Origin of the sequence: Kribbella sp. NPDC051770, assembly GCF_040681455.1 — a bacterium.
Taxonomy (GTDB): Bacteria; Actinomycetota; Actinomycetes; order Propionibacteriales; family Kribbellaceae; genus Kribbella.
In genome coordinates this window covers 1,041,100-1,053,323 of the sequence record NZ_JBFAYT010000001.1, presented here as the reverse complement: position 1 = coordinate 1,053,323, position 12,224 = coordinate 1,041,100, and the positions used below count along the sequence as shown (strand labels likewise).

Here is a 12,224-nt window from a genome sequence, read left to right as displayed (position 1 = left end):
GCTCATGGCAACCGCTCGTCGACGCGGTGGGACTGCCTCGCCTTCCGCAGCGTGCCGAGCGCTCTGCTCGCGAGGCTGCGGACCGAGGACGGTTTGATGCCGAGCAGGTCGGCGATCGTCCGGTCGTCCAGGTCCTGGTAGTAGCGCAGCACCAGGACGACCCTCTCGCGGGCCGACAGCCCGGCCAGCGCGCGCCAGAGGTCGTCGGAGTTCACGATGTCGGTGGCGGGGTCGGGCACCGTGTGGTCGGGGTCGAGATCGGCCGCCGGTGCCTCGGTGAAGGACCGCCGGCGCGTCATCGACAGGTAGGAGTTGACCAGGATCCGCCGGACGTAGGTGTGCGGGTCGTCGGCCCGCTGCACCTTGCGCCAGGACCGGAACGCCTGCATCAGCGCGATCTGGGCCAGGTCCTCGGCGCGCTGGTAGTCGCCGCAGATGGTGAACCCGAGACGGACCAGCTCCTGCCCGCGCGCGGACGCGTACTCCTCGAACTCCACCGGCAACTCCCCGACTGGGCGTACAACACCTCACGACTATTAGACGCATCGAGCCGCACAAGGTGCTGCAGACAATCACGCACAGTTGGATCTCAGCCCAGCAGGAACGCTCTGACACGAGCCCTTCCGGTCTGATCCACTTGGCTGCGCTGGACCCCGTGACCACTGCCCGGTACGACGACCAGCTCCGCCTGGCGGGCGTGGTCGCGTTCCCACTCCGCCCACTCGGTCGGGCAGAACAGATCGTTGCTGCCGTGCAGGATCAGCGTCCGCGGCTGCAGCTCCTGGCTCGCCGGGTACGTCGAGGCGCGGGTGGCCGGCCACCGCAGGCAGCCGTCGACGACGAGCTGGTTGCGCGCGGTGCGTACGTCGTACGGGTGGAGCTGGGAGGGGATCAGCTTGGCGGCTGCTGCGTTGAGCAGGTTCGCGCGGTCGGCCGCTGGGGTGTCGGGCTTCCAGGGAAAGCGCAGGTCGGAGCAGAGGGTGGCCAGGTGGAGGCCTGCCGACAGTTCGTCGTACGGCGTACCGCGGCTGGTCGCGCGCAGGAACATCTCCTCCAGCGCGGCGGTGTCGCCGTTGCGTGCGTCGTGCAGAACCTTCGGGATGCCTTCCAGTGACGGGTTGACCGAGTTGAGGCTGAGGATCGACAGCGACTCGATCAGGCTGGTGCCGTTCACCGGTGCGCCGTCGAGACGGCCGCGCTGGACCAGCCAGGCCAGGTCGGCCACCGGGTCCGTCGTACAGGCGGGGTCGCGTTTGCAGGTCGCTGCGAGGACCTCGCCGGTGTGGGCCATCAGGTCGACGCCGAACGGGTCGAAGCCGCGGTGCGGGACGACGGAGTCGAGCACGAGTGAGCGGACGCGGTCCGGGTACTTCAGCCCGTACTGCGCCGCGGTGAAGCTCCCGTACGACGTGCCGTTGAGCGTGAGCTGGTCGCGGCCGAGTGAACGGCGCAGCAGCTCGATGTCGTCGACGGTGTCGGGTGTGCCGTAGAAGTTGATGCTCTGGCCGAGCTGGCGGGCGCAGGCGTCGACGGCGTTCGCCGGTGGGGTGAGGAAGTCCGATCCGCCGACTGCGGCCTGCAGCTCAGGGCAGTCGATGCCCTTGGTGCCGGTGCCGCGCTGGTCGAACATGACGAGCTGGTACTCACGCAGCACGGCCGGGTCGAGGTACGAGCGGATGCGGGAGACCAGCGGGAGGCCTGGTTGACCAGGGCCGCCGGTAAGCATCAGGAGTACCCCGCGGGGTGCGTCGGTGTTCGCTGCGGCCGCGACGTTGAGCTCCAGCTTCTGGCCGCTGGGCTTGGAGTGGTCGAGCGGCACGCTGAGCGTCGTACAGGTGAAGCCGGGGATGTTGTCGCACTGCCGCGCGACGTTGGGCGGCGGAGTCTCTTCGGGTGGGTCGGAGCAGGCAGAGCAGACGAGCAGCAGCGCGGCTACCAGTGCGACCAGCCGCATACGGCCTCCCTGAAGGGCTCCTTGCCGAACAGGGTGCAGGCAACGCGGTGCTGGGGCAAGGCTCTGCCACCCACCTTGCGGGTCGACCCCAGGGGGACCCGCAAGGCGGGCGGGATGACCCCGTCCCGGACGGCTTCGGGGGGCGCGTCCGGTGCAGGGTCAGCGCAGGCCGAGCGACTTCACCAGCTCGGGTGTGGCGGACCGCGGCGCCGGCAGGTCGCCGGGCTTGCCCTGGCCCTCGAACGAGGTCGCCACCAGGCGGTGGCAGCCGAACGCCTCGGCCGTGAAGGACAGCACGCCGCGCTCGTTGTCGGTGAACCGCAGCACGTACGTCGGACCGAGCTCCTTGGTGCAGAAGCCGGGCTTCTTCGGCTCCGGCTTGGCCGCGTTGACCAGGGCGAACAACGCGGTCGCCTGGCCGGCCATCCGCTTCGTCGTCACCGTCGCGTAGTCCTGCCCGGACGCCTGGGCGTCGTACTGGCAGATCGTCACGCTGACCGGCTGGAACGCCGACTTCGCGCTGCCCTTGCCCCAGACGGCGGCGTCGACGGACTTGCGGATCGCGGTGATCGTCTCCGGGCAGTCCGTGCTCGGTGTTCCGCTGGGGGTGGGCGGGGTGACGCTCTCGGTCGGCAACGTCGGGGTGGGGGTGGGGGTTGCGCTGGGCTGGGCGGCGGGTCCCGAGGAGCCGCTCTCGTCACCGCAGGCGGCGGTGACGGCGAGGACGGCTACCAGTGACGACGCTCCGATCAGGCCCCGTGTCCTTGATGCACTCACGACTCGGTCCTTCCGGGTTGGCAAGGACCACCATGATGGTCGAACCAGGTCTCACAGACCGTGGCAGGAGTGTCACGGAGGCGCGTCTATCCGGTCACGGGCGCGATCGAGTGGCAAAAGCAGCAGAGCTGTAACCGGTGCGCGCTGTTCACCCTGGAGAAATGGGATGATGCCGGGTGCAGCCGGAGGAAGGACGGACGTGGGCAAGAGGAAAGACTCGGCCGAACTCGCACGCCGTGAGCAGGAGGAGTGGCAGCTCGGGCAGGACTGGGCGCGCTTCCTGCGCGGTGGCGGACAGCCGCAGGCGCTGCCGTTGTACGGGATCGTTCTGGAGCCCGGGGAGGTCGCGTACCTGCAGACCTCGGTGCACTACGCGCGGCTGTACGGCGGCGACGGGCGCTACAACAGCAGCGGCGGATTCTTCTTCGGCAGCACGGGTTTCGTGCTCGGGATGATGGCGGCCAACGCCGCGGTCAACTCGAGCCGGAAGGCCGCGGCGCGGCGCGACATGCAGCTGCTGTGGCGTGACCTGGAAGAGGTGCAGCTGATCGCGACCAACTACCGGCTGATGACGCATCTGCAGCGGCGCGGGTGGTTGAGCTTCTACTACAACTCGGTGCAGGAGTTCTATCCGGATCCGGCGAACTGGACGGTGACGTTCGGCTTCCAGCAGGCGGAGCCGCTGCAGCTGGGTGGGCTGGCTACTCCTACGTTGTCGGTTTTGACGGCCTGGTCGGTGCTCGGTGCTGAGCGGTGGCAGAGCGAGCCGGGGATCGCGCCGCTGCTGCACGCGGCGAATCCGCAGGTCGCGCCGGGGCAGGGCGGTCAGGGGCAGATCGAGGGCGGGCAGCAGGGGAACTTGCCGCGGATTCCTGGGCAGGACTGACTTCGGGTTGCTTGCGATGCGGCCGGGAGGGTCGGCGGGGGCTGAGGCCGCTGCGGCCGGGAAGAGAAATAGCAGAAGCGTCGGGCCGAGGTGCGTACCTGCTGACGGGCGTGGGCTTGCTGGTGGGCTCCCGTAATCTGGACGTATGAGTACGCCGTACGAGGATGACGAGCCGCTGTTTCCTGAGCAGACGCGTGACGACGACGCGCGGAGCTGGGGCGAGCGGGACAGCGGGAGCGACGACGACGAACGGATCCTGCGCGAGGTACCTCCGCATCATGGTTCGTGAGTGAACCGGTGGCGGCTGGGGTGCTGCTGGTTCACGGGGGACTGTGGGACGGGACCGATGCCGAGATGTTCTGGTATCGGCCGGGGATCGTGGCCGGCCTCGAGGCCGCTGGGTTGACGGTGGTGGCGCCGGATCGTGTGCGGCGGCCGGTGAGTTGGGGGCAGGAGGTTGCTGCGCTCGGTGGGTTTCTCGGGCCGGAGCCGGTGACTGTGGTGGGGGCTTCGAACGGGTGCACTGTCGCGGTGCTGCTGGCGCTGGCGTATCCGGAGTCGGTTGGGCGGTTGCTGCTTGCTTGGCCGGCGACCGGTGGGGATCCGGAAGTCGATGCTCGGGGGCGGGCTGGGTTGGTCGAGCGTGGGGCTTCGGGGGCTGTGGCTGACGGGTTGTTGGCGGGGGAGACATTGCGTGGGGTGCTTGACGCGCAGTTGGTGGAGCTGGGGGAGTATCGCGGGCCTTGGCGGCCGGGGATGCCGATCGGGGTGCTTCCTTCGGTGCCGGAAAACCCTTCGCACCAAAGGAGAACGGTGGATGCGTTGCTGCGGTTGATGCCTTCGGCGGTGGAGCTGCCGGGGTCGTTGGAGCCGCCGGTGCCTGGCTTCGAGGCTCAGCAGGATCGGTTGGTGGCGACGGTCGCCGCGTTCGCCGGGGGCGGATGAGTCGCGCTGGTTGATGCCTCCGTGCTGAGCCCTCGGATAAAGCGTGGTGGTTCGGTGGGGATCGCGTGATGCTTGGCGCATGGAGCTGCGGGCGTTCAAGGTGGGGCAGGCTGCGGAGGTTGCGGGGTGGGCGACCTCGGCGCAGGAGGTCGGGCTGCTGTCGGGGCGGAACGCGTACCCGTTCCCGGGTGAGCTGGTGGGGAGCTGGCCGAAGGTCGCGGACGACGTGCGGTCGTACCTGTACTACGTGAACGGCGAACCGGTCGGGTACGCCGAGCTGTGGCTGGACGACGAGGAGGACGAGGTCGAGCTCGCCCGCATCATCGTGCGTCCGGGCTCGCGGGGACGGGGGATCGGGACGGCGTTCGTGAAAGCACTGCTCGGGCCGGCGCTCGAGGCTGGGTACTCCGACGTGTTTCTGAGGGTTCGGCCGGACAACGACGTGGCGATCCGGACCTACCGCCGCGTCGGGTTCGAGTACGTGCCGGCTGATCTCGCCGACGAGTGGAACAAGAACCAACCGGTCGCCTACACCTGGATGCAGTACCCGACGAGCAGCCAGGTGTAGGCAGTCGGAAGGTCTACTGCTGGCGGGACTTGAGGGCGTCGCGGATTTCGATCAGGAGCTGCTGGTCCATGGTGAGGGGTTCGGGCTCCGGCTCGGGTTCGCCCTTGGCGGCGGCCGCGGCGGCTCGGCGGTCCTGGATCTTCTTCATCGGGACGACCAGGACGAAGTAGACGACCAGGGCGGTGAGGAAGAAGACGATGAACGCGTTGATGATGGCGGCGAAGTCGATGATCGACTTCGTGTTGCCGTCGACGATCTGCCACGACAGTCCGCTGACGTTGCTGCCGCCGAGGGAAGCGACCAGTGGGTTCACCAGGTTGTCGACGACGGTCTTCACCACGGTGGCGAAGGCGGTGCCGATGACGACGGCGATCGCCAGGTCGAGGACGTTGCCTCGCATCAGGAATTCCTTGAAGCCCTTGAGCATCTCTTTCTGCCTCCACGAGAGGGTCCCGGTGGACCCGCGGCGATCTGTACCTCGTCAACGTAGGACTCTGCTCGGGGACAGGCGAGGGACCGCGCCGGGGGACTGCGGATCGTAGCCGCAGATGTCCGCTCAGTGACGCCGAGGTCAGCTGGTGTCGGGGGTCAGGGCGACGGAGATTTTGCTGTTGGCTGTGGATTGGGCGAGGCGAGCCGCTGTGCTGGGCGTGGTGGCGAGGACCAGGAGGGCGCCCGCGGAACGGGTCGGGGCCGGCAGGGCGAGGATTCGTGCGGCGGTTGCCAACGCGGTCGCGGTGGGGGCTGCTGTCGCGGAGGCGGCGTACAGGTCGACGTGGTCGCCGGGGCGGAGCAACGCGGCGATGTCGGGGTCGTCGAGGCGCAACGGATAGGCGACCAGGCCTGCCGGAACCGCTGTGGGCGTGAGGAAGCGGGCATCGGTCAACGGCTCGCCGGAGCGCACCGGTGTGGCCAGGATGCGTTGGGAGAGGTCGGCGCCTGGTTGCAGCGCTCCGCTGGGAACGGCCGCCGGTGGGAGGCGGAGGGTGCGGAGATCGCCGGGGGTCGGGGTGATGCCGCCGGGGAGGTCGCGGGCGGCGGCCAGGACGGGGGCCGAGGCCGCGGCCGGTGGTGCGAAGGAGGCGAGGCCGAAGTACACGGCGGCCGCCGCGAACAGGCCGGCGAGGAGCCGGCGGTGCCAGCGGGCGGCGCGGATGAGGTCGTGCCAGAAGTTCGTCATGCCAGGGAAAGTACGAGTTTTCCCCGAAACGCCCGTCTCGTTGTCCACAGGCCGCCCGGGCCCGCGGGGATCAGGCGGCGCTGGTCTTGCTGGAGCCCGACGAGCCCGACGAGGAGGAGGACGACGAAGACGACTTCGACGAGTCCGAGGACGACGACGAGGAGGACGAGCTGCTGCCCGACGAGGAGGACGAGGACGACGACGAGTCGGACTTCGCGCTCACCGTGCTCGTGCTCGACGACCGGCTGTCGGTGCGGTAGAAACCGGAGCCCTTGAACACGACGCCCACGGCGTTGAACACCTTGCGCAGCGTGCCCTGGCAGTTCGGGCAGACGGTCAGCGCGTCGTCGGTGAAGCTCTGCCGGACCTCGAGCGCTTCGCCGCAGTCGGTGCACTGGTACTGGTACGTCGGCACGTTCTTCCCCTTCAGGACGTCTGGCACTCCTACTACTCGACTGCTAATAATGCGTCAGAGCGCCGAAGTATTCCAACTCCGGCGGTCCAGACCGGATTCCGGCCACTTCCGGCAGCCGTGCAACCCAACCGCCCCCGCTGAGCGTCTCCACGGTCGTGGGACCACTGGGGAGGGGCCTGGGCAGCGCCGTGCGCGCAGGGGCCGGTCGAGCGCTGCCGGGGGCGGCGGTCTGGGCGGGCGCCGCGGTGCTGCTCGCGCAGTACGGGACGCCGTGGGGAGCGGTCCTGGCGTACAGCGCCTACTTGGGCCTCGGCATCATGCTTCCCGGGGTCCTGCTGTGGCGACTGCTCCGCGGCAACCAGGACGGGTTCGCCGCCGACCTGGCCTTCGGCACCGGTTTCGGGTTCGCGCTCTCGATCCTGACCTACCTACCCGGCCGCGCGATCGGCTTCCCGCTCCTACCGCTGATCGTGCCAGCCATCACCTTCGGTCTGCTCAAGAAACTCCGACCGTACTGGCGCAGCACGCGCCCGCCGGCACCGCTGTGGTGGAGCTGGTCGGTAGCAGGCGCAGCAGCGCTCGGCCTCTGGGTGATCACCCGCGCAGGTCTCCAGATCGAGCCGATCGCGTTCCCCGACGCCGCCTTCCAGTACGCCGACCTGCCGTACCACCTGGCCCTCGCAGCCGAGCTGAAGCACCACCTCCCCGGCCAGGTCCCGTTCGTCCTCGGCGAGCAGTTGAACCACCACTGGTTCCTTCACGCCGAGCTGGCCGCGGCCAACTGGCAGACCGGCATCGAGCTCGACCTCCTGCTCCGTCGCCTGATGCCGGTGACAGCCGCGCTCGTACCAGTCCTTTCCGTCGCCGCCCTGGCCACCCGGCTCGCCCGCAAGTCCTGGGCCGGCCCGCTCGCGGCTTGGCTGCTCCTGACCGTGACCAGCTTCGACGTGTACGGCTGGGGCGGCCGCGACCTGATCAGCCAGGCGGCGTACTCGAGCTCTGCGCTGATGTACAGCCCCAGCCACGCATTCGCCGTGGTTCTGGCGTTCCCGGTGGTCTGGGTGATCGTCTGCCTGCTCCGCCAGGACCCGCATCGCGGCAACTGGCTGCTGCTTGCCGTCGGCCTGGCAGCGCTCGCCGGTACCAAGGCGTCCTTCGTACCGATGCTCGTGGTCGCGGTAGCGCTGGTCGCCGCAGTCAAGCTGATCACCGAGCGGAGGCTCGACCGGACCTCGGTAGTGCTCGGTCTGGCCGTCCTCGCTGCGTTAAGTTTCGTACTGCTCAGCGCCGGCCCGTCCGGAGTCGACTTCGGCCCGGGGCAGGCCTTCCGGGCCCTCGCCGGTCGGGTCGGCTTCGAGAGCCGCTACCTGACGACCGCCGCAGTCCTCGGTACGACGGGCGCCACGCTCCTCGTCTCCTGGTCGCTCGCCGGCCTCGGCATGCTGGGCCTGGTCCGCCGCTGGAAGGACCCGGCCGCCGTGTTCCTCGCAGGCTTCGCAGCAGCCGGAACAGCAGCGGCTGCGCTGATGAAACTCAGCGGGCCGCACTTCCTCCGAGCAGCCTTCCCCTTCGCCATCGCTGCCTCAGCCTGGGGCCTGACCGTCCTGCTGAAGGACCTCCGGCTCCGCCACGTCGGCCCCCGGGTGTTGCTGGCTCTGGCGGTCGGGATGGTGCTGGCACAAGTCGTGGCAGCTCTGACACCTCGCAGACCGCGCAGCGCACAGGGTGTGGCGGCAGTGGGGTTCCAGCTGGTCTGGCCGTGGCTGGCTGTCTTAGCGGTGGCAGGTCTGGGAGTAGTCGTTCTCCGGTGGACAGCAGAGCGTCGAGTAGCACTGGGCCTCGGCGTACTGATCGTCCTCGGTGTAGCCGCCGTCAACGTCCCCAAGACGATGCTGACCACCCTCACCGACCAGGTCTGCGTTGCCGGCCCCGACCGCCCCGAGTGCCGCCAGGCCAGACGACAGGTCCCCTCCGGCGGAGCCGAAGCCGCCCGCTACATCCGCGACCACTCAGCCATCGCAGACCGGCTCGCCACCAACTCCCACTGCACCCCCGTCTACGCCGACCGCACCTGCGACGCCCGCAACTTCTGGCTCTCCGCGTACGCCGAACGCCGGGTCCTCGTCGAGGGCTGGGCCTACACGCCCACCGCCCAGAGCCGCCAGAACGCCGACGCCATCTACGGCCCGTTCTGGAACCAGCCCCTCCTGCAGCTGAACGACCGCGCCTTCAAGCGGCCGACCCGGCGCGTCCTGGACCAGCTCTGGAACCAGTACGGCGTCCGCTGGCTCGTGTTCGACACCAACCTCGACCGCCCGTCCGGCGAGCTCGACGGGCTCGCCGAGCACCGGTACAGCGTCGGCGCGGTCGCGGTGTACGCGCTGACCGCGCCGACGGGCGACCCGGTCAGGCCCGGCGGACCGAGAAGTTCCAGCAGCCCGCGATGACGTTCCGCACGTGCACCAGCGCCACCTCCGGGTCGTCGAAGAGCCGCTTCAGCTCGCCGGGAGCGGTCCCGGGCTCGGCCAGCACGCCGTCGAGCATCCGCCCGGCGGCGTCGTACGGCCGGAGCACCGCGCGCCGCTCGCGGAAGCCGGCCGGGAACTCCGGCCCGACGAACCCGGAGCACGCCGACGCGTGCACGAACACCGGCCCGACCTCGGCGTACGGGCCGCCGAGCGGTGACGGCCGGTAGGCGATCAGCGCGATCCGCTCACCCTCGGTGGACATCCGCAGGCAGCAGCGCAGCGGTGCGCCCTCCCCGGAGTCGAAGGCGACCAGCGGGTTGGCGTGGTCGTCGTGGCCGTTGCATCGGATCCGGTCCAGATCGGTGGCCGGAACGGGCAGGAACTCGAGCTCGCTGAACATGACTCTGGAACGCCGCGGGCCCCGGCGGTGTGAGTACGCAGCGTTAAGGACCGGTATCAGCATTTGGGGTGCGCGGCGGCATTCTCTACGGTTGGGTCCGTGCGTCGCCTGCTTCGGTTACTCGTCATCAGCGGAATTGCGCTGGCCACCCTGCTGCTCGTGGTGGCCGGGACCGGCATTTTCGTGGTCCGCCACTCCTTCCCCTCCTACGACGGCACGATCGAGCTGACCGGCCTGGACGCCGACGTCGAGGTGGTCCGCGACGGCAACGGCATCCCGCAGATCTACGCCGACAAGCCGGCCGACCTGTTCGCCGCCCAGGGCTACGTCGCGGCCCAGGACCGGTTCTTCGAGATGGACTTCCGCCGCCACGTCACCGGCGGCCGGCTGTCCGAGCTGTTCGGCCCGGACGCCCTGGAGACCGACAAGTTCGTCCGGACGCTCGGCTGGCGCCGGGTCGCCGAGAAGGAGCTGGGGCTGCTCAGCCCGGCCACCCGGCAGTACCTGGACGACTACGCCCGCGGCGTGAACTCCTACCTCGACCAGCACTCCGGCTCCGGGCTCAGCCTCGAGTACGCCGTACTGTCGCTGAAGGGCACCGACTACCGGCCCGAGCCGTGGACGGCGGCCGACTCGCTGGCCTGGCTGAAGGCGATGGCCTGGGACCTCGGCGGCAACATGGAAGCGGAGATCACCCGCACCAAGCTGGCCGCGTCGCTGCCGCCCAAGACGATCGACAGCCTCTACCCGGCGTACCCGTACCAGCGGAACGAGCCGATCCTGACCAGCGGCTCGGTCGACGAGGAGGGCAAGTTCACCACCGCCCCGGTCGACAGCCAGGCGCCGAACCGGGCCATGTTCAGCAAGAGCCTGTTGAAGTCGCTGGACAGCGTGGACAAGGTCGCGAAGGGCCTGCCGCTGCTGCTCGGCCGCGGCGACGGCGTCGGCTCCAACTCCTGGGTCGTCTCCGGCGAGCACACCACCACCGGCAAGCCGCTGCTGGCCAACGACCCGCACCTCGGGGCGACCATGCCGGGCATCTGGACGCAGGTCGGGCTGCACTGCAACAAGTTCAGCCCGCAGTGCCCGTTCGACGTGTCCGGTTTCAGCTTCTCCGGTCTGCCCGGGGTCGTGATCGGCCACAACAGCGCGATCTCCTGGGGCTTCACCAACCTCGACCCCGACGTGATGGACCTGTACCTGGAGCGCCTGTCCGGCAACGGCGCGCTCTACAACGGCAAGGTCGAGCCGCTGAAGCTGCGCACCGAGGAGTTCAAGGTGGCCGGCCGTGACGAGCCGGAGCGGATCATCGTCCGGGAGAGCCGGCACGGCCCGCTGATCTCCGACGTCGACGACGACGCCGAGCAGGCCGGTGAGCTGGCCGCCAAGGGCAAGAGCACCGAGCCGTACGGGATCGCGCTGAAGTGGACCGCGCTCACCCCGGGCCGGACCGCGGACGCGATCTTCGCGATGAACAAGGCGCAGAGCTGGTCGGCGTTCCGGACCGCCGCGACCCTGTTCGAGGTCCCCTCGCAGAACCTGGTGTACGCCGACAAGGAAGGCCACATCGGCTACCAGGCGCCGGGCAAGGTCCCGATCCGCCGGGTCGGCACCGGTGACTGGCCGGTCCCCGGCTGGGACCCGCGCTACGAGTGGGCCGGGTTCATCCCGTTCCAGGCGATGCCGACCGAGTTCGACCCGGCCGACGGGATCATCGTCACCGCGAACCAGGCCGTGGTCCCGAAGTCGTACCGCTACAACCTGACCAACGACTGGGACTACGGCTACCGGTCGCAGCAGATCCTGGAGCGGATCCAGGCGGCCGGCAAGCTCGACGTCAACGCGATGACCTCGATCCAGCTGGACACCAAGAACCGCAACGCCGAGACCCTGGTCCCGTACCTGCTCCGGATCGGGATCAACGACGAGTTCGACAAGCAGGGCCAGGACACGCTCAAGGGCTGGGACTTCACCCAGCCGGCCGACTCCGCGCCGGCGGCGTACTTCAACATCGTCTGGCGCAACCTGCTCGCGCTGACCTTCCACGACCAGCTGCCGGAGGCGGTCTGGCCGGACGGCGGCTCGCGCTGGTTCGAGGTGATCCGGAACCTGCTGGTCCAGCCGAACAGCTGGTGGTGGGACGACCTGCGGACGCCGCAGCGGGAGAGCCGCGACGACATCCTGCGCGAGGCGCTGGTGCAGGGTCGCGCCGAGATCACCACCAAGATGGCCCGCGAGCCCAGCAACTGGCAGTGGGGGCGGCTGCACAAGCTGACGCTCACCAACCAGACGCTGGGCAAGTCCGGGATCGGCGTGGTCGACAAGCTGTTCAACCGCGGCCCGTACGAGCTGGGCGGCGGCGCCTCGGTGGTCAACGCGACCGGCTGGGACGCCTCCGAGGGGTACGGCGTGACCGCGACGCCGTCGATGCGGATGGTCGTCGACCTGTCCGACTTCGACAAGTCGCGCTGGATCAACCTGACCGGTGTCTCCGGCCACGCCTTCACCGGGAACTACACCGACCAGACCGAGCTGTGGGTCAAGGGCGAGACGCTGCCCTGGGCGTTCAGCAAGGGCGCGGTGGAGGCCAAGCGCGAGCACACGCTGACCTTCACCAAGCCCGAGCGGTAG

At 69.4% G+C, this 12,224-nt stretch carries 13 protein-coding genes; 6 read left to right on the top strand and 7 right to left on the bottom strand.

Annotated features, from left to right (window positions below; genetic code table 11):
- Positions 1–2: 2 nt before the first annotated feature.
- From AB0M01_RS05045 to AB0M01_RS05035, 3 genes are all read right to left on the bottom strand, one after another.
- Complete coding sequence (locus AB0M01_RS05045) at positions 3–497, bottom strand: SigE family RNA polymerase sigma factor (protein ID WP_363665564.1); 495 nt, start codon at positions 495–497, stop codon at positions 3–5.
- 92 nt (positions 498–589) lie between these two features.
- A complete protein-coding gene (locus tag AB0M01_RS05040; RefSeq protein WP_363665563.1) occupies positions 590–1,954 on the bottom strand; it encodes an alpha/beta hydrolase in 1,365 nt (454 codons plus the stop codon).
- Between the two features lie 159 nt (positions 1,955–2,113).
- Entirely contained in the window at positions 2,114–2,731 is a 618-nt protein-coding gene (locus AB0M01_RS05035; protein WP_363665562.1) for a hypothetical protein, read from the bottom strand.
- A gap of 199 nt (positions 2,732–2,930) precedes the next feature.
- Between AB0M01_RS05035 and AB0M01_RS05030 the strand changes: the two genes are divergently transcribed.
- From AB0M01_RS05030 to AB0M01_RS05015, 4 genes are all read left to right on the top strand, one after another.
- On the top strand, positions 2,931–3,617 hold the full coding sequence (locus AB0M01_RS05030; protein ID WP_363665561.1) for a hypothetical protein: 687 nt from the start codon (positions 2,931–2,933) through the stop codon (positions 3,615–3,617).
- A 145-nt stretch (positions 3,618–3,762) separates the two neighbouring features.
- On the top strand, positions 3,763–3,906 hold the full coding sequence (locus tag AB0M01_RS05025) for a hypothetical protein (RefSeq protein ID WP_363665560.1): 144 nt from the start codon (positions 3,763–3,765) through the stop codon (positions 3,904–3,906).
- Positions 3,903–4,562 carry an alpha/beta hydrolase gene (locus AB0M01_RS05020; protein WP_363665559.1) on the top strand — a complete coding sequence of 220 codons (660 nt, stop codon included), beginning with the start codon at positions 3,903–3,905 and terminating at the stop codon, positions 4,560–4,562. The genes AB0M01_RS05025 and AB0M01_RS05020 overlap by 4 nt, the downstream gene beginning before the upstream one ends.
- A gap of 79 nt (positions 4,563–4,641) precedes the next feature.
- A complete protein-coding gene (locus tag AB0M01_RS05015) occupies positions 4,642–5,130 on the top strand; it encodes a GNAT family N-acetyltransferase (protein WP_363665558.1) in 489 nt (162 codons plus the stop codon).
- Positions 5,131–5,143: 13 nt separating this feature from the next.
- Here the strand turns inward: AB0M01_RS05015 and mscL are convergent, their stop codons facing one another.
- From mscL to AB0M01_RS05000, 3 genes are all read right to left on the bottom strand, one after another.
- Positions 5,144–5,557 (bottom strand): large conductance mechanosensitive channel protein MscL, encoded by a 414-nt coding sequence (gene mscL, locus AB0M01_RS05010; protein ID WP_344180713.1) that lies wholly within the window; start codon positions 5,555–5,557, stop codon positions 5,144–5,146.
- Positions 5,558–5,701: 144 nt separating this feature from the next.
- A complete protein-coding gene (locus tag AB0M01_RS05005) occupies positions 5,702–6,310 on the bottom strand; it encodes an SAF domain-containing protein (RefSeq protein WP_363665557.1) in 609 nt (202 codons plus the stop codon).
- 70 nt (positions 6,311–6,380) lie between these two features.
- On the bottom strand, positions 6,381–6,725 hold the full coding sequence (locus AB0M01_RS05000; RefSeq protein ID WP_363666210.1) for an FmdB family zinc ribbon protein: 345 nt from the start codon (positions 6,723–6,725) through the stop codon (positions 6,381–6,383).
- Between the two features lie 188 nt (positions 6,726–6,913).
- On the opposite strand from AB0M01_RS05000, the gene AB0M01_RS04995 reads away from it, so the two are divergent.
- Complete coding sequence (locus AB0M01_RS04995; RefSeq protein ID WP_363665556.1) at positions 6,914–9,172, top strand: hypothetical protein; 2,259 nt, start codon at positions 6,914–6,916, stop codon at positions 9,170–9,172.
- On the opposite strand, the gene AB0M01_RS04990 is transcribed toward AB0M01_RS04995, so the two are convergent.
- On the bottom strand, positions 9,132–9,593 hold the full coding sequence (locus AB0M01_RS04990; protein WP_363665555.1) for a DUF1203 domain-containing protein: 462 nt from the start codon (positions 9,591–9,593) through the stop codon (positions 9,132–9,134). The two genes, AB0M01_RS04995 and AB0M01_RS04990, sit on opposite strands and share 41 nt — an antisense overlap.
- Positions 9,594–9,692: 99 nt before the next feature.
- On the opposite strand from AB0M01_RS04990, the gene AB0M01_RS04985 reads away from it, so the two are divergent.
- Positions 9,693–12,224, top strand: coding sequence for a penicillin acylase family protein (locus AB0M01_RS04985; RefSeq protein ID WP_363665554.1), 2,532 nt, complete (start codon positions 9,693–9,695; stop codon positions 12,222–12,224).

Excerpts from the sequence above, each read along its gene's own strand:
- AB0M01_RS04990 (WP_363665555.1), bottom strand. The coding sequence starts at position 9,593 with ATGTTCAGCGAGCTCGAGTTCCTGCCCGTTCCGGCCACCGATCTGGAC.
- AB0M01_RS05040 (WP_363665563.1), bottom strand. The coding sequence starts at position 1,954 with ATGCGGCTGGTCGCACTGGTAGCCGCGCTGCTGCTCGTCTGCTCTGCC.
- AB0M01_RS05015 (WP_363665558.1), top strand. The coding sequence starts at position 4,642 with ATGGAGCTGCGGGCGTTCAAGGTGGGGCAGGCTGCGGAGGTTGCGGGG.
- AB0M01_RS05005 (WP_363665557.1), bottom strand. The coding sequence starts at position 6,310 with ATGACGAACTTCTGGCACGACCTCATCCGCGCCGCCCGCTGGCACCGC.
- AB0M01_RS05025 (WP_363665560.1), top strand. The coding sequence starts at position 3,763 with ATGAGTACGCCGTACGAGGATGACGAGCCGCTGTTTCCTGAGCAGACG.
- mscL (WP_344180713.1), bottom strand. The coding sequence starts at position 5,557 with ATGCTCAAGGGCTTCAAGGAATTCCTGATGCGAGGCAACGTCCTCGAC.